Below are 16817 nucleotides of genomic sequence, written 5' to 3' on the forward strand. Positions count from 1 at the left end.
GGGTGCGGCCTCCGGAGTTTCCGGCCACGATCATCACTACTTCTTGGCCTTGTCCTTGGATTCGTCCGTGGTGAGCGCTGCGATGAAGGCCTCCTGGGGCACTTCAACGCGACCCACCATCTTCATGCGCTTCTTGCCTTCCTTCTGCTTTTCCAGCAGTTTGCGCTTACGGGTGATGTCACCGCCGTAGCACTTGGCAAGGACATCCTTACGGATGGCACGGATGCTCTCACGGGCGATGATCCGGGAGCCGATCGCGGCCTGGATGGGCACTTCGAACTGCTGGCGGGGGATGAGCTCGCGCAGCTTGCCCGTCATCATCACGCCGTAGGCATAGGCCTTGTCCCGGTGGGTAATGGCGCTGAAGGCGTCCACCTGTTCGCCCTGGAGCATGATGTCTACCTTGACAAGGTCGGCTACCTGATCGCCGTCGGCCTTCCAGTCCAGCGAGCCGTAGCCGCGGGTCTTGGACTTGAGGATGTCGAAGAAATCGAAGACGATTTCGGCCAACGGCAGGCGGTAGCGGATTTCCACACGGTCCTCGGAGAGGTAGTCCATGCCGCCCATCACGCCTCGGCGGCTCTGGCACAGCTCCATGATGGCCCCGACGAACTCGTTCGGCGCCAGGATGGTGGCGGACACCATCGGCTCCCGGACTTCCGCGATTTTACCGGTGGGGTATTCGCTCGGGTTTGTCACATGGACGACCCGCTTGTCCTCCAGGGTCACTTCGTATTCCACGTTCGGGGCCGTGGAAATCAGGTCGAGCTTGTACTCGCGTTCGAGGCGCTCACGGGTGATTTCCAGGTGCAGCAGCCCCAGGAAGCCCACACGGAAGCCGAAGCCCAGCGCAGCCGAGGTTTCCGGCTGGTAAACAAGGGCGGCGTCGTTGAGCATCAGCTTCTCAAGGGCATCGCGGAGCACCGGGTAGTCCGTGCCGTCCAGCGGGTAGAGCCCGGAGAACACCATGGGTTTGGCGTCCGCATAGCCCGGCAGTGATTGTGAGGCAGGCTTGGCCAGGTTGGTGACGGTATCGCCGACCTTGGACAGGCGGACGTCCTTCACACCGGTAATGAGATAGCCCACTTCGCCGACGCCCAGGCCCTTGGAGGGGGTGGGCTCCGGGGAGCTGACGCCGATCTCAAGGAGTTCGTGCGTGGCTCGCGTGGACATCATCTGGATGCGTTCGCGGGGGTGCAGCATGCCGTCGACCACGCGCACGTACGTGACCACGCCGCGGTAGGTGTCGTAGACCGAGTCGAAGATCATAGCGCGGGCGGGAGCGTCGGGGTCGCCAACAGGTGCCGGCAGGTCGCGGACGATCTTGTCGAGCAGGACTTCGACGCCCATGCCGGTCTTGCCGGAAACGCGAAGGACCTCATCGGGGTCGCCGCCGATCAGGTTGGCGAGTTCCTCGGCGTACTTTTCAGGCTGGGCCGCGGGGAGGTCGATCTTGTTCAGGACCGGGATGATGGTGAGGTTGTTTTCCATCGCCAGGTACAGGTTGGCGAGCGTCTGCGCCTCGATGCCCTGGGCCGCGTCCACGAGGAGCACTGCACCTTCGCAGGCGGCCAGCGAACGGGAGACCTCATAGGTGAAGTCGACGTGCCCGGGGGTGTCGATCATGTTCAACGCGTAGCTGGTGCCGTCAACTTCCCAGGGCATGCGTACTGCCTGGGACTTGATGGTGATGCCGCGCTCACGTTCGATATCCATGCGGTCCAGATACTGGGCCTTCATGTCGCGGGACTGAACGACGCCGGTGTACTGCAACATGCGGTCGGCCAGAGTGGATTTACCGTGGTCAATGTGCGCAATGATGCAGAAGTTCCGGATGATGGCCGGATCTGTTGCGGCGGGCACCGGGGCGGTGCGGGCCATGGGAGACACGCAGGGTCCTTACTGTTGGCATTTCCGCGGCTGTGCTCAGGACGGCCGGGGCCGTCGCGGGACCTGCCGCACGTGAACTTATAGTGTCCCACGTCCTGCCGCCACTCGGTGCATTGTTTGCGTACCCGGACTGCGGGGGCGCAAAAGGTCCGGTCCATGCGGTCGAAGTATCGTTGCAGGATGGCATTCAACCTCCGCTCACTCGCCCGGGCTGTCCGCACCGCTTTTCGCCTGCTGGAAGGGCGCCCCGCCGCGGGTCGACCGGCCGGCCCGACCCCCGGCCGTTCCGCTCCCGCCCGTTCAAAGGTGCCGCAGGCCGCTGCCGGCGGCCTCAGCGGAAAATACCCTGGCGACTTCAAGGGCACCACGAATATCAAGTACGCCCCCTCCCCCAACGGCAAGCCGGAACCGGGCGAAGTCGTGTGGACCTGGGTTCCCTACGAAGAGGACCATTCCCAGGGTAAGGACCGGCCCGTGCTCCTGATCGGCAGCCGCGGGCGGTACCTGCTTGGACTCATGCTCACCAGCAAGGACCATGACCAGGACCGCAGGAATAACGATAGCTACGTGGATATCGGGACAGGCAGCTGGGACAGGCAGCGCCGGCCCAGTGAGGCCAAGCTGGACCGCATCATCCAGATCAGCCCGGCGGACATCCGCAGGGAGGGCGCTGTCCTGGACCGGCGACGCTTCGACACCGTCGCCTCGGTACTGCGTGAGCTGCACGGCTGGACCTGACTGACAACCACCGGGCAGCGACAGACGCCAGCGGAGAAACAACGGCATGCCAGAGCATCTGCTACTATTGACAGCTGTGTGTCCGTGCAGGTCGACGGCCACTGATGGTTGGCCGCCATAGGTATCCCCACGCCGCTCAGTCAATGGCCAATCTGAAAGCCCTCTAGACCATTTCCGCATTAAAAAGAGAGTTCACACGTGGCTAATATCAAGTCCCAGAAGAAGCGCATCCTCACCAACGAGAAGGCTCGCCTGCGCAACAACGCAGTCAAGTCGGAGCTGAAGACGGCCATCCGCGCCGTCAACACCGCCGTTGAGTCCACCGACAAGGATGCCGCTGCTGCTGCGCTGGTTGCTGCAAGCCGTAAGCTGGATAAGGCTGTCAGCAAGGGCGTTCTTCACAAGAACAACGCTGCAAACCGCAAGTCGGCGATCTCCAAGAAGGTCAACGCACTCTAAGGTTTTCCAGTTCACCTGAACTGATGATCGTGGCCGGCACCCCGACGGGGTGCCGGCCACATCCTTTTAACCGCGGCTGCAGGTTGGCAGAGGCCGCCGCGCTCCGCCCGCTACCGGTCCTCCGTTAGTTGCGGCGGACCGATGTTGCGATGACGGTGACAGCGTGCTCCACCGCGTAGACCGGATCCCGGGAAAGGCCTTTGACCTGGGCGTCCGCCTCGGCAGTCACCTGGATGGAGCGGACCAGGCCTTCCGGGGTCCAGCGCCTGACGTCCCGCTGCGCCTGTTCCACAAGCCACGGCTGCATGCCAAGCTGGCGGGCGATTTGCGCCGAGGATCCCTGCGCGCCGGCTACTTTGGCCACCGTGCGGAGTTTTGCGGCCAGTGCTGCCACGAGCGGAACGGGGTCCGCCCCCGTCGCAAGGGCGTGGCGGAGCGTAGAGAGTGCCAGCGGTCCGTTGCCGGCTAGCGCGGCGTCCGCAACTTTGAAGGCTGTTGCCTCGATCCGCCCGCCATAGTAACGGTCCACCATGTCCGTATCCACAGCAGTGGCTGCATCCGCGATGAGCTGGCTGCAGGCGGCGGCGAGCTCCGACAGGTTGGCGCCCACCGCATTCACCAGCGCATGGACGGCCTCGGGCTCGATGCGGCGCGAAGCGGCCTTGAATTCAGCAGCGACGAATGCCGACTTGTCCGCATCCTTCTTGAGCGGCTGACAATCGACCACCGGCCAGCCAGCGGCCTTGATGGCATCGAGCAGCTTCTTGCCCCGGACGCCGCCGCCGTGGCGGACTACCAGGACGGCGTCGGGCTCAGGGTATGCCAGGTACTTGAGGGCGTCCGTGAGGAACGCGTCGTTCATTGCTTCCGCCGACTCCACCTCAATCAGCTTCGATTCCCCGAACAGCGAAGGACTGACGTTCATGGCCAGGGACCCGGATTCATAGCTGCCTGCGTTGAGCCTGGTGATCTCGACATCCGGCTGGGCTCCGCGGACCTGGGACCTGATGCGGTCCATGGCCCGGATGCCGAGGTATTCTTCGGGTCCGCCGATCAGCACCACGCGGGCCGGGGTCACGTCGCGCCAGGTGGCGGTCGCTGACGTCGCCGGCTTGGATCGTGCTTTTTGCGCAGCGGCCACTCTTGGTTCCTCCCGGACATCGGATTAATACCTCTAAGACTCCCACGGTGGCGGCGCTCATCCAAGCCGGTGAACCGGGGCCACAGATCCAGCAGATCGACGGTCTTTCGGTGCGTCGCCAGGACCAGCGTCCACAAGGCCCGCGGGTGCAGAACAAGCCAAAGCACAAGCAGCGTGCAGCCGGACAGCGCCACCATGGTGGCCGCGCCAAACGGTCCCTCAGGCCACGGCAGGGCGGCGCCGGGCAGGTCCGCGAAGAACCTGGCAACGGCCGCGACTCCGGCCGCGCAGCCACCCGCAACCGCCATGGGAACCACAGCTGCCCAAGGGGCCAGCGGCACCACGGGCACGGCGGCTGTTCCGAGTATGGTCACCGGCGCCACGAGGGGAGCCGCCACCATGTTTGCCAGCAGGGCGTAGGACGAAAACTGGGGCTGCAGCAGGACGATCACCGGACTGCAGAAGAGTTGGGCGGACAGCGGAACGGCAAGGCCGGCAGCCAGCCAGCGCGGCACAACCGGTGGCAGCCATTCCATGATCCGCGGGCCGGCCGTCACGATGCCGAGAGTGGCCAGCACGGACAGCAGAAAGCTGAAACTGGTCCCGAGTCCCGGATCGGCCATGAGGAGCCCGACCACGGCCAGGCAGAGGAAGCTGAGCCCGCGTCCGGTCCGGCCGCCGGACAGAGAGACCAGTCCGATTGCGCCCATGAGCGCAGCCCGGAGGACGCTGGCGTCCGGACCCACCATCAGGACGAACAGTGCCAGGCCGGAGAGGGCAGCCGCAGCGGCGGGAGCCCTCGACAGGCGGATAGTTCGGGCAGCCAACAACAGAGTCCCCAGGATGAGGCTGCAGTTCGCCCCGCTGACTGCGGTCAGGTGGGTCATGCCGACAGTTTTCATGGCGCTTCCAAGCTGGTCGTCGAGGTAGCTGGTGTCGCCCGTGACCATTCCCGGCAGGAGGCCGCGGGCATCGCCGCCGATCCATTCGGCCGCGGCGGCAAACCCCCTGCGGAGGGCGCCTGGTCCCTCCTGCCATGCGGTAGTGGCAGCCGTGGTGGCTGGGTCCGTGGTGACGGACAGGGTCCCCGCCTGCGTTTGGCCGGCGTCGGCCGGCCTCAGCTTTCCCGTAGTCCGGATCCGCTGTCCGGGGACCACGTACTGCCAGTCCCCGCCGCCCACGAGCAACAGGCGGGCGTCACTCCTGATGAGGCCGCCGTTGGCGATAATCGCGTATGCCGTGGCTTCAACTGCCCAACGGTCCGAACCGCCGCGGCCGGGAATTTTCAGCTGGCGCGGTGTCCCCGCGATCTCGGCCTCAACCACTACAGCGGAGCGGGCCGTGACTGCATCCGCAACGGGCCCGTCGTGCTTCTGGGACGCGGCGATGGCCGAGTGGGACGCGATGGCCGCGGACAGCACCACGGCAATGCCGAGGGTGGTCAGGAAGCTCCGTGGCACCAGCCGTGCCCCATGGCGCCGCATCCGGCGACAGCGGATGGCAGCTAACAGCGCCACAGCTGCCAGGAGCAATCCCGCGATCAAGACCCCGAGCGCGGGCAACGGCAACCAGACGCCGGCGACGGCGGCGGCCCAGGCGAGGAGTGCCGGAGGTACGAGACGCAGGTCGGTCCGGCGCTGCGGCCTGTTGCCGGTTGCGGCTCCCGCAGGTCTTCCTGTCCCCTGTACCCGGCCCTCCGGTCCGGGAAGGAGTCGCGCCGCGATCACTTCCCGCAGGCCGGACGCCGTTCGCGGCACGATGCCACTGATGCCGGCAGCGCGGACTTCCGCAGCCTGGCGGGCCGCCGGCGGGTCCTCGGCAGTGCGCGGCGGCCGGGGGGTCCCTCCCTCCTCACCGCTGACGGCAGCGTCGATGAAGCGGTGCCACGGACTGACCTTGCCCACCTCAGGACACCCGAACGAGGGGCAGCAGCGTTTCCAGCATCTTGGGGCCAACACCGTCCACCGCGTCTAGTTCCTCAACGGTGCTGAACCGGCCGTGTTCCTTGCGCCAGTCGACGATGCGCTGGGCCAGCACGGGACCAACCCGGGGCAATGCGCCCAGTTCCTCGGCAGACGCCGAATTCAGGTCGATCTTCCCGCCCTCCGCTCCCGTTTGGCCGGGGCCTGAGTCACCGGGCCCCGATCCCGCGGCGCCCGGTCCGGTGGCGCCGGCTGCCGCCCCAGGGGCGTCCACCGGTTCCCCGACCAGCGGAACGTGGATTTTCTGGCCGTCGGCCAGGACGGCGGCAAGGTTCAACCGGTTCAGGTCAGCCCCTTCCGCACTTCCACCCGCACCGGCGATGGCCTCGTGGACCCGGCTGCCTTCCGGCAGTTCCACAACGCCCGCCCGGTTGACGGCCCCCGCCACGTGGACAATGATCTTCGCTCCGGATGCGGCACCTGAAGGCTGTTGTCCCGTTGAGGCGCCGTCGGATCCTCCCGGCCCTGAACCGGGATGTCCTTCCTGTTGCGCGCTGACTTCCGGGCTGCTGACGTCGCTCAGGGGCACCACGTGGGGACGGCTGGCTGCCACATCCCACCAGAACCAGCCGCCCAGCAGGAGACTCAGCAGTCCCAGCAGCACCGCAACGCGAAACCCCGAGCGCCAGCGGAACTTCGCCGGTGCATGTGTTCCGGAAACGGCGGATGAATCGGCGGCCGAGCCGCCAACGGCGCCAGGTTCCGGCTGCGCACCGCCGTCATACGTGAAAGACCCGTGGCCGTGAACCCCGGCGCCGTACCCCAGGAGCCCCGCCGAACCCGGGTTCCCGGCATCGGATCCACCGCCGTCACCGCCGCCGGAAGGACCCAGTGTGGTTGCCAGGCGCCGGCGCGCGCGGCTGGCCGCGGCAGGTGCTCCCGCTTCCGCGTTCCGGCGTGACATACCCCCACGCTAGGCAAATGGAGGCGGCACAGACAGCGCGAATGACTGTATGTGGAAAGCGCTGCCGGCGGCTTCCTCTGCGGCTTCCCGGCCTGCCGGCTACTTCTGGTAGGTGATGTAGGCCTCGTACTGGACCCGCCAGGATTCCGGCGCCTTGGGGTCGGGAACAGTCGTCGTCAGGAACTGGACGCTTGTCACCTGGCCCTTGAGGTACTTCAGCCAGTTGGTGACTTCTTCGGACACGTCCTTGTCGAACTGCGCAACGTGGTGCACCTGCATTGTCATGGGAGCCTCCTTGCTTGGTGGGGAGACTGTACTACCGGCACAGCTATCGGACCAGAGGGGGTTCCTTCTGCGGCGTGCTGCTCTCCCCCACGATCACGGCAAGGACCCCCAGTCCCGCGTGGGCAGCGAGTACGGCCGGGAGCGAACTGATCTGCGCCGGAGGCACTTCCGGTAGCGCGGCTGCCAGCCGGCCCGCAAGCTCCGCCGCCTCACCGGGGTTGCCAAAATGGTGGACTGCCAGCCTGGCCTGGCCGGCGGGCCGCGCTGCGGCGTCGGCAACCACGATTTCCTCAAGGCGCGCCACGGCCCTTGCCGCGGACCTGACCTTCTCCAGCGGAACGATTTTCCCGTCATCCACGGCGAGGATCGGCTTGATGGCGAACATGGTTCCCCAGAGGGACGCCGCCGCTCCGATCCGGCCGCCGCGGCGCAGCTGCTCGAGGCTGGGTACATAGAAATAGACTTTGGTGCGGGCCATCCGGTCTTCGGCGAAGGCGCGCACTTCGGCTGCGGGGCGGCCGTCCGCAGCCGCTACCACTGCGCTTTGCACACCCATGCCCAGCGCCATGCCCACGGTCTTCGAATCGACCACTTCCACGGGGATGCCTACACGGGTTGCCGCAAGCCTGGCGGAGTCGGCGGTGCCGGACAGCGCTCCGGAGATGTGCACGGAGACCACGGCTTCGAAACCGCGTCGCAGCGCCGCAAGATAGGCCTGCTCGAATTGGCCGGGTGATGGTCGTGACGTCTTGACCGGCGTCCCGGTGGCCAGCGCCACGGCGATCGTGTCGGTGATGTCGTCTTCGCCCTCGCCGTAAATCTCCGCCCCCACCATGACCGGCATGGGCACCACGGTCAGCCGCCCGTCGGCGGCGAAGTCCGTGACCCAGTCCGCAGGCAGCGCGGCTGCGGAATCGGTCACCACCGCGGTGCGCACGACGGCGGCCGGGACCACGGCTTCCGGCGCAGCCCCTGGCTTGGAAACCTGCCGCAGGCGGACAAGCCGTTCCTTTAGCCACGGCCAGCCGGCCGGCTCCCGGTCGTTCACGGCGTCCCCCTGCTGCTCCGGTCAAACGTCATGGCCGGCCGCCGGCAATACCGGCGGCCGGTGCCCGGGCTACGCCGGGACGATGTTGACCAGTTTAGGTGCACGCACGATGACCGTGCGGATACCCCGCCCGTCGAGGGCGCGCTGGACGTTCTCCGACGCGAGGGCCAGTTCACGCAACTCGTCTTCGCCGATCTCCGGAGAGACTTCGAGACGGTCGCGGACCTTGCCCTGGACCTGGACGACGGCGGTCACCGTGTCCTGCACCAGGAGCGCTTCGTCATGCGAGGGCCAGCCGGCGTTCGCCACCGAGGCGGGATGCCCCAGAACGTTCCACATGTCCTCGGCCGTGTACGGCGCGAAAAGGCTTAGGATGACCGCGACAGCTTCCGCTGCTTCGCGGACGGCGGGATCCGCCCCGCCCGCGCCGGAGGCTGCATCTATGGTTTTGCGGGTCGCGTTGACCAGCTCCATCAGTTTGGCCACCACCACGTTGAACTTATTGCTGTCCAGCAGTGCGGCGGCATCGGCGATGGTGCGGTGCGTGACGGAGCGCAGCGCCCGGTCTCCTTGGGCAGCGTCCGCGCCGGGCGCGCTGCTTACGTCCTGCGCCAGGCGCCAGGCCCGGGCCAGGAACTTTGCGGAGCCCGACGGCGAAACGTCAGCCCAGTCGACGTCGTCCTCCGGCGGCGAGGCGAAGATCATGGTGAGGCGCACGGCGTCGACGCCGTACTTGTCCAGCTGCTCACCGAGGTCGACGCCGTTGCCCAGGGACTTGCTCATGGCCTTGCCCCCGTTGAGGACCTGGCCCTGGTTGAGCAGCGCGCTGAACGGTTCGTCGGCGTCGATCATGCCGAGGTCATGGATGACCTTGGTGAAGAACCGGGCGTACAGCAGGTGCAGGATGGCGTGCTCCACGCCGCCCACGTACTGCCCCACAGGCATCCAGTCGTTGATCTTCTTGGGATCAAAGGGACCCTCGGTGTACTGCGGCGACACGAAGCGCAGGAAGTACCACGACGAGTCAACGAACGTGTCCATGGTGTCAGTGTCGCGTTTGGCGGGACCGTGGCAGTTGGGGCACTCAACGTTGACCCAGGCCTCGGCCGCGGCCAGCGGCGAGGTGCCCTTCGGGGACAGGTCCTCGCCGCGCAGGTCGGCCGGCAAGGTGACGGGCAGCTGGTCGTCGGGAACCGGAACCTCGCCGCAGGCAGGGCAGTGGATGATCGGGATGGGCGTGCCCCAGAAGCGCTGGCGGCTGAGCAGCCAGTCACGCAGGCGGAAGTTGACGAACTTTTCGCCCGTGCCCTGTTTCTCCAGCATGTCGATCGCCGTCGGGATGGCCTCGGCCTTGGGCAGGCCGTCGAGCACGCCGGAGTTGATCAGGGTGCCTTCCCCGGCGGTGGCCTTCCCGGTCACCGCGGGGTCGTCCTCCCCCGTGTCCAGCACGGCGCGGACGGGCAGGTCGAAGGTCCTGGCAAAGTCGAGGTCGCGCTGGTCGTGGGCCGGGACCGCCATGATGGCGCCCGTGCCGTAGTCCGCCAGCACGTAGTCGGCCGCCCAGACGGGCAGCTTTTCGCCGTTCAGTGGGTTGACGGCGTAACGGCCGGTGAAGACGCCCGTCTTTTCGCGCTCGGTGGACTGCCGTTCGATTTCGGACAGCGCCTTGACCTGTTCGCGGTACGCGTCCAGGGCCGCGGCGTGCTCGTCCGTGACCAGCTCCACTGCCATCGGCGCATCTGCTGCAACCACGAAGAACGTGGCGCCGTAGAGGGTATCGGGGCGCGTGGTGAAGACGGTGACGTCCTTGGCCGGCTTATCGCCGGCGGCCTCGATCACGAAGTTGACGTGGGCGCCTTCGGACCGGCCGATCCAGTTCTTCTGCATGGCCAGGACACGCTCGGGCCAGTGGCCGCGCAGTTCGTCCATGTCGTCCAGCAGCCGGTCGGCGTAGTCGGTGATCTTGAAGTACCACTGGTTCAGGGACTTCTTGGTTACAGCGGTGCCGCAGCGCTCACAGGCCCCGTTGACCACCTGTTCGTTGGCCAGTACGGTCTGGTCCTTGGGGCACCAGTTGACCGGAGAATCCTTCCGGTACGCCAGGCCGCGTTCGTAGAAGCGCTTGAACAGCCACTGGGTCCACCGGTAGTACTCCGGGTCCGAGGTGTGCAGGCGCCGTGACCAGTCCGCCGAGATCGCATAGCGCTTGAAGGACGCCGCCTGGGTGTCGATGTTGGCGTAGGTCCACTCGCTGGGGTGCGCGTTGCGCTTGATGGCGGCGTTCTCGGCGGGCAAGCCGAAGGAGTCCCAGCCGATCGGGTGCAGGACGTCGTAGCCCTTCTGGCGCAGGTAGCGCGCCACGACGTCGCCCATGGCAAACGCCTCGGCGTGGCCCATGTGCAGGTCGCCTGAGGGGTAGGGGAACATGTCGAGGACGTAGCGGCGCTCGCGCGAGCCGTCGTCGACGGGTGTGAACACCTTGAGGTCTTCCCACACCTGCGGCCATTTGGCCTCCATCGCGGCGAAGCTGTAGGTGCCCTCCTCGGGACCTTCCGTCGCGACTGCTGCTGTTCCGGTCTCTGTCTCCGGCTGAACGCTCACTGCTGCCCTCTTCTGTTCTGTACCGCTTTTCGTACGGCCTGGGCTTGCTGTCCAGCCCCGGCCCCCTTATCCCCTGCTGCCGGCCCCGAAGGGCTCCAGACACACAAAAGCCCCTCGACATGGAGGGGCTGCCGCGCGGTAATCCGAGTAGGTCCGGGATACCGGGCGGCTAGCTAAGCAGAAGGATCGCACGCATAGAACTACTTTAGCGCACCTCCACCATCAGCTAAACGTAAGTCGCCACGAGCGGCTGAATAGCTGACGGATAGGTTGATGGCAGCCGCACCTCGCCCGGGTGTGGTGGGCACCGCGAAGCGGGCGGGGCAGGTGCGGCTGCCATCAACGACAGGTCAGACTATTTCACGTCCTCGTCGACCCAGTCCATGGACTTCGTGACGGCCTTCTTCCAGAGGCGCATCTGGCGGTCCCGCTCGGCGTCGTCCATCTGCGGTTCCCAGCGCTTGTCCTCGGACCAGTTGGCCGAGCACTCCCCTAGGTCCTTCCAGAAGCCGACGGCCAGGCCGGCAGCGTAGGCGGCACCGAGGGCGGTGGTTTCCACAACCTTCGGCCGGATCACCGGAACGCCCAGGATGTCCGCCTGGAACTGCATCAGGGCGTCGTTGGCAACCATGCCGCCGTCGACCTTCAACTCAGTCAGCGGAACACCGGAGTCCGCGTTGACGGCGTCGAGCACCTCACGGGTCTGGAAGGCCGTGGCCTCCAGCGCCGCACGGGCGATGTGGTTCTTGTTCACGAAGCGGGTCAGGCCAACGATCGCGCCGCGGGCGTCGGACCGCCAGTACGGCGCGAAGAGGCCGGAGAACGCCGGCACGATGTAGACGCCGCCGTTGTCCTTGACCGAGGCCGCGAGCGTCTCCACCTCCGGGGCACTGCTGATCAGGCCGAGGTTGTCCCGCAGCCACTGGATCAGGGATCCGGTGACGGCGATCGAGCCTTCCAGGGCGTAGTGCGGAGCAGCATCCCCCAGCTTGTAGCCCACGGTGGTCAGCAGTCCGTTCTTGGAATGGACGATCTCCTCGCCGGTGTTGAAGATCAGGAAGCAGCCCGTTCCGTACGTGTTCTTGGCTTCGCCGGCATCAAATGCCGCCTGGCCGAACGTGGCTGCCTGCTGGTCGCCGAGGATGCCGGCAACCGGCACTTCCCGGAGCAACTGCGAGGTGTGGACGGTTCCGTACACCTCGGAGGAGGACTTGATTGCGGGCATCATTGACGCGGGAACACCGAAGGCGTCAAGGATCTCCTGGTCCCAGGACAGCGTGTCCAGGTCCATGAACATGGTCCGGGAGGCGTTGGTGACGTCCGTGACGTGCACGCCGCCATCCACTCCGCCGGTGAGGTTCCACAGCACCCAGCAGTCAGTGTTGCCAAAGACCAGATCACCGGCTTCGGCCTTGGCACGGGCGCCTTCCACGTTATCCAGGATCCATTTGATCTTGGTGCCGGAGAAGTACGTGGCCAGCGGCAGGCCCACCTTCTGTTTGAAGCGCTCCGGTCCGCCGTCCTTGGCCAGTTCATCCACGATGTCCTGGGTCCGGGTGTCCTGCCAGACGATGGCGTTGTAGATCGCCTTGCCCGTTGTCTTATCCCACACGACGGCGGTTTCGCGCTGGTTGGTGATGCCGACGGCGGCGATGTCGTGCCGGGTCAGGTTCGCTTTGGAAAGCGCCGAGGCAATGACCTCGCGGGTGTTGTTCCAGATTTCGGCGGGGTCGTGCTCCACCCAGCCGGCCTGCGGAAAGATCTGCTCGTGTTCCATCTGGCCGGAGGAGACGATGCTGCCGCTGTGGTCGAAGACGATGGCGCGCGTGCTGGTGGTGCCCTGGTCGATGGCGATTACGTACTGGTTCATGTTGACGTCCTTGTCTGTTGTCTGAAGGGCTTGACGGGGTTGTTGAAACGCGGGCGGATCAGGAAGCTGCCGAGGCGATGATCGGCACTACAGCTGCGACAGCGCCGGCCAGGGTACCGCCTACCAGCGGCCCGACGACCGGGATCCAGGAGTAGCTCCAGTCGCTGGAACCCTTGCCCTTGATGGGGAGCAGAGCGTGCGCAATGCGGGGACCAAGGTCACGGGCGGGGTTGATGGCGTAGCCGGTGGGACCGCCGAGGGACACGCCGATGCCCACGACGAGCAGGGCCACAGCGAGCGGGCCGAGGCCCGAGGGGGTGCCGCCGAACGTCAGGATGACGAAGACGAGCACGAACGTGCCGATGATCTCGGTGATCAGGTTCCAGGGGGTGGAGCGGATGGCAGGGCCGGTGGAGAACACGGCGAGCTTGCTGGCGGGTTCCGGTTCGGCGTCAAAGTGCTGCTTGTGGGCCAGCCACATGACGACTGCGCCCAGGAACGCGCCCAGGAGTTCTCCGCCGAAGTAGGTCAGGGTGGATGCGAAGTCGACGCTGACGCCGGGAGCATACTCCGCCTTGCCGTTGACCAGAAGGCCAAGGGTTACGGCCGGATTGAGGTGCGCGCCGGACCTGGCGGCGACATAGACGCCGGCGAAGACCGCGATGCCCCACCCCCACGTGACCATTAGGAATCCGCCGTTGTTGCCCTTGGTGCCTTTGAGCGCAACGTTTGCCACAACGCCGCAACCCAGCAGGGTCAGCATTGCGGTTCCGAATACTTCGGAAAGGAAAACAATTCCAAGAGACATCTTTGACTCCTCTATTTTCTGTTGTCAGCCCCTCGCGATTTGAAGGGCTGTTGGGCCGGCAACGTTGTTGCGTTGCCGGCCGGCTGCTGCGCCGGCTGCTCCTCCAGCGGGACCGCGCAGCCCTTGCGCCCGGGCGATTCCTCCCCGGGCACGCAAGCCTTCTAAGCGACCAGGCTGTGGACCTGGACGCCGTGGAAGCGTTCGAGCACCTCCTGGGCATGGTGGATTTCGGCTGCCCTGGCAGCGGCGTCCCATCCCAGCGGGGCAGCGAGGACGTCTGCCACCTCGTTGAGGAGTTCGCCCGTAACCAGGCCGCGGAAGGCCAGCGAGGTGCGCCGGATCAGCACATCGACGAGGTGTCCCACCTGTTCGTTCCGGGCCATGAATTCCAGTTCGCGGACACTGAGTTCACGGGTGGAGTGCAGGAGCCGGTCGGGGCCGGCATCGAGGTAGCGCAGCACCTCTTCGGCGCGGGTGCCGTATCGGGTCAGCAATCCGGAGATCCGGTCAGCGTCGCGGCCGGCGGACATGTGGGCCTTGATCCACTGCTGGACTCCGGCCTGGCTGTCCGGGAAGCCGGCTCCGCCGCCAATGGCGAGTTTCGCCGTCGAGACTTTCCGGTCCATGCCCAGTTCCTTGAGCACGTCGTTCGTGAGGTGTTCGGCCAACGCCCGGAATGTTGTCCATTTGCCACCCACCAGGCTGAGTACGACGGCGCCGCTGCCGCCGGATGCCGCTTCCTGGCCGCCGGCCCTGCGTTCGATGCGGTAGTCGCGGCTGACGAAGCCGGGCTGGGTGGCGTCGTGCCTGGGCAGCGGGCGAACGCCGGCGAAGGTGTAGACGATCTGGTCCCTATGCACTGCGACGTCCGGGAAGACGTGGCCGATCAGGTCGAAGAAGTAGTCGATCTCGTCGTCAGTGCACACGGCATCCTCGGCCATGTCCGCGTCCACGTCGGTGGTCCCCACGAGGACACGGTCGCCCATCGGGTAGATGAGCACGATCCTGCCGTCCGTGTGCTCGAAGAAGATCTCGCGGCCGTTGCAGGCTTCGAGGAGGCCGGGGTGGTCCAGCACGATATGCGAGCCCTTGGTGCCGCCCATGAACATCGACGCGGCGCCCATGGCCTCATTGGTCAGGTCCACCCACGCCCCCGTGGTGTTGACGATGACGTCCGCCGTGAAGTCGAAGACCTCGCCGGTCAGTTCATCGCGCAGCTGGACAGTGCTGCCGCCGGTGGGCCCGGCTGACGTGCCGGCCGCTCCACCCATGGCGACGAGCGAAAGGTAGTTGCTGGCCCGCGCGTCGCTCTGCCCGCTGGCGCCGGCCTTCTCGCCGTCCTGGAGCACGTCAAGGGTTAGTCGCTCTGGGTTGTGGACCGAGGCATCGAAGTACGTGGCCGCGTACTTGATGCCGGGGTGCAGCCGTGGCAGCTCCGCCAGGGCGCGCTTCCGGCCGCGGAACTGGTGGCGCGGAACGGTGCCCCCGTCGCGGGAAAAGAAGTCGTACATGCTCAGCCCGACCTTGATGAGGAAAGCTCCGCGTTCCTTCGGCTTGCCCTGCTGCTTGTGGGTCAGGAACCGCAGGGGCGCGGACAGTACACCCGAGAAAGTGCTGAAGATAGGGATGGTGGTCTGGAGCGGCTTGACGTAGTGGGGAGCAATGCGCAGGAGCCTGTTGCGTTCAACGACGGACTCCTGGACCAGCCGGAACTCGCCGTTTTCCAGGTATCGGATTCCACCGTGGATCATGTGCGACGATGCACCGCTGGCCCCCTGGCAGTAATCCCCGCGTTCAACGAGCGCAACGTCCACGCCCTGCAGTGCCAGGTCGCGGAAGGTGCCGACTCCGTTGATCCCGCCGCCGATAATCAGGACTTGGGCGCGGGGCCGCTTGCGCAGGCTCTGCACTGATGACCGCTGGCGGCTGGTAGCCGGATGGCCGGATGAATCGTTGGTTCCCAAATCTGCTCCTTCGGGTTTGGTCCTGTGCGGCGCACCTCACAGCGCGGCGCCGTTCATCACTATTCTTTGGAGTAATGGAAAATGGAGTCAAGCACTATGCACAAACGTGCAGAACGGAAGCCGAATGCCGCGCTCACGCCACTCAGAAGCCCTCAGGGCTGCACAACTGTATTACCTCCAGGACCTCACGATGGACGCCATAGCCAGAGAGCTCAGGACGTCCAGATCCACGGTTTCCCGCCTTCTTTCCGCTGCCCGGGAGACCGGCCTGGTCCAGATCCAGATCCGCAATCCGCTCGACACCGGGCCGGAACTGGAAAACATGATCCGCACCCAATACCGGGTGGATGTCCACGTCGTCCCGGTGCTGGACACCCTTAATGAAGCGGAAACCCTTGACAGGGTGGCCATGCAGGCTGCAAGGACGATCGGGCCGCTGGTTGACTCCAACGCCATCATCGGCGTCGCCTGGGGATCCACCCTTAGCGCCGTCAGCAGGCACCTCACCCGCAAGATCACCCACGACAGCGTGATCGTCCAGCTCAACGGCGCCGGCAACATGCAGACCACCGGCATTACCTACGCCAGCGACATCATGCGCAGGTTCGGCAGTGCCTACGGTGCACGCGTTGAACAGTTTCCCGTTCCTGCCTTCTTCGACCACGCAGCCACCAAAACCGCCATGTGGAATGAACGCAGCGTCCAGCGCATCCTTGAGCTGCAGTCGCGCATGAGCATTGCCATCTTCGGCGTGGGGTCGGTGGACGCCGACTACCCGAGCCACGTCTATGCCGGCGGATACCTCGACGAAGACGACCTGAATATTCTGGCGAACTCCGACGTGGTGGGTGACGTAGCCACCGTGTTTTTCCGCGGGGACGGATCCTCTGACGGCATCACGCTCAATGAGAGGTCCACCGGCCCCGCCCTGGCGCAGCTGCGGCAGGTCAGGCGGCGGATCTGCGTTGTGTCAGGGGCCTCGAAGATCAACGGATTGCGCGGCGCGCTCGCCGCCGGCCTGGCAACGGACCTGATCCTCGATGAGGCCACCGCCCGCCGCCTGGTCAGCTTTGACGGACTGTCCTGAGGCCTGCTGCCAGTCCCGCCCGGCCTGTCCCGGGGAGCGG

13 protein-coding genes are annotated in these 16817 nt (G+C 66.0%); 3 read left to right on the top strand and 10 right to left on the bottom strand.

All coding sequences use genetic code 11. From position 1 onward, the window contains the following. Positions 1-36: 36 nt before the first annotated feature. The gene (gene lepA, locus JOE41_RS01095; protein WP_011692084.1) at positions 37-1890 is read right to left on the bottom strand and encodes a translation elongation factor 4; all 1854 of its coding nucleotides are present in this window, start codon (positions 1888-1890) and stop codon (positions 37-39) included. A 180-nt stretch (positions 1891-2070) separates the two neighbouring features. Here lepA and JOE41_RS01100 point away from each other — a divergent pair, with 180 nt between their 5' ends. Further along, positions 2071-2628 (top strand): type II toxin-antitoxin system PemK/MazF family toxin, encoded by a 558-nt coding sequence (locus JOE41_RS01100; protein ID WP_209750417.1) that lies wholly within the window; start codon positions 2071-2073, stop codon positions 2626-2628. 198 nt (positions 2629-2826) lie between these two features. Further along, complete coding sequence (rpsT, locus tag JOE41_RS01105; RefSeq protein ID WP_011692086.1) at positions 2827-3087, top strand: 30S ribosomal protein S20; 261 nt, start codon at positions 2827-2829, stop codon at positions 3085-3087. A 124-nt stretch (positions 3088-3211) separates the two neighbouring features. Here rpsT and holA read toward each other — a convergent pair whose 3' ends face one another. The 9 genes from holA to JOE41_RS01150 all read right to left on the bottom strand — a co-directional run bounded on the left by holA (position 3212) and on the right by JOE41_RS01150 (position 15690). Then, the gene (gene holA, locus JOE41_RS01110; RefSeq protein WP_209750419.1) at positions 3212-4228 is read right to left on the bottom strand and encodes a DNA polymerase III subunit delta; all 1017 of its coding nucleotides are present in this window, start codon (positions 4226-4228) and stop codon (positions 3212-3214) included. Beyond that, positions 4162-6132 carry a ComEC/Rec2 family competence protein gene (locus JOE41_RS01115; RefSeq protein WP_209750421.1) on the bottom strand — a complete coding sequence of 657 codons (1971 nt, stop codon included), beginning with the start codon at positions 6130-6132 and terminating at the stop codon, positions 4162-4164. Before JOE41_RS01115 ends, holA begins: the two co-directional genes overlap by 67 nt. A gap of 1 nt (position 6133) precedes the next feature. Beyond that, a complete protein-coding gene (locus tag JOE41_RS01120) occupies positions 6134-7114 on the bottom strand; it encodes a ComEA family DNA-binding protein (RefSeq protein WP_209750423.1) in 981 nt (326 codons plus the stop codon). Between the two features lie 99 nt (positions 7115-7213). Beyond that, positions 7214-7399 (bottom strand): hypothetical protein, encoded by a 186-nt coding sequence (locus JOE41_RS01125; protein WP_043429806.1) that lies wholly within the window; start codon positions 7397-7399, stop codon positions 7214-7216. Between the two features lie 43 nt (positions 7400-7442). After that, positions 7443-8447: a DegV family protein gene (locus JOE41_RS01130; RefSeq protein WP_011692090.1), complete on the bottom strand. Its 1005-nt coding sequence runs from the start codon at positions 8445-8447 to the stop codon at positions 7443-7445. 69 nt (positions 8448-8516) lie between these two features. Beyond that, positions 8517-11048: a leucine--tRNA ligase gene (gene leuS, locus JOE41_RS01135; protein WP_011692091.1), complete on the bottom strand. Its 2532-nt coding sequence runs from the start codon at positions 11046-11048 to the stop codon at positions 8517-8519. Positions 11049-11403: 355 nt separating this feature from the next. Beyond that, entirely contained in the window at positions 11404-12918 is a 1515-nt protein-coding gene (glpK, locus tag JOE41_RS01140) for a glycerol kinase GlpK (RefSeq protein ID WP_011692092.1), read from the bottom strand. 58 nt (positions 12919-12976) lie between these two features. Continuing rightward, complete coding sequence (locus JOE41_RS01145; protein WP_209750425.1) at positions 12977-13726, bottom strand: MIP/aquaporin family protein; 750 nt, start codon at positions 13724-13726, stop codon at positions 12977-12979. A gap of 161 nt (positions 13727-13887) precedes the next feature. Beyond that, entirely contained in the window at positions 13888-15690 is a 1803-nt protein-coding gene (locus tag JOE41_RS01150; protein WP_209750427.1) for a glycerol-3-phosphate dehydrogenase/oxidase, read from the bottom strand. Positions 15691-15814: 124 nt separating this feature from the next. Between JOE41_RS01150 and JOE41_RS01155 the strand changes: the two genes are divergently transcribed. Next, a complete protein-coding gene (locus JOE41_RS01155; RefSeq protein WP_011692095.1) occupies positions 15815-16777 on the top strand; it encodes a sugar-binding transcriptional regulator in 963 nt (320 codons plus the stop codon). The last annotated feature ends 40 nt before the right edge of the window (positions 16778-16817 follow it).

The sequence above is a fragment of the Arthrobacter sp. PvP103 genome (assembly GCF_017833075.1).
Classification (GTDB): Bacteria; Actinomycetota; Actinomycetes; order Actinomycetales; family Micrococcaceae; genus Arthrobacter.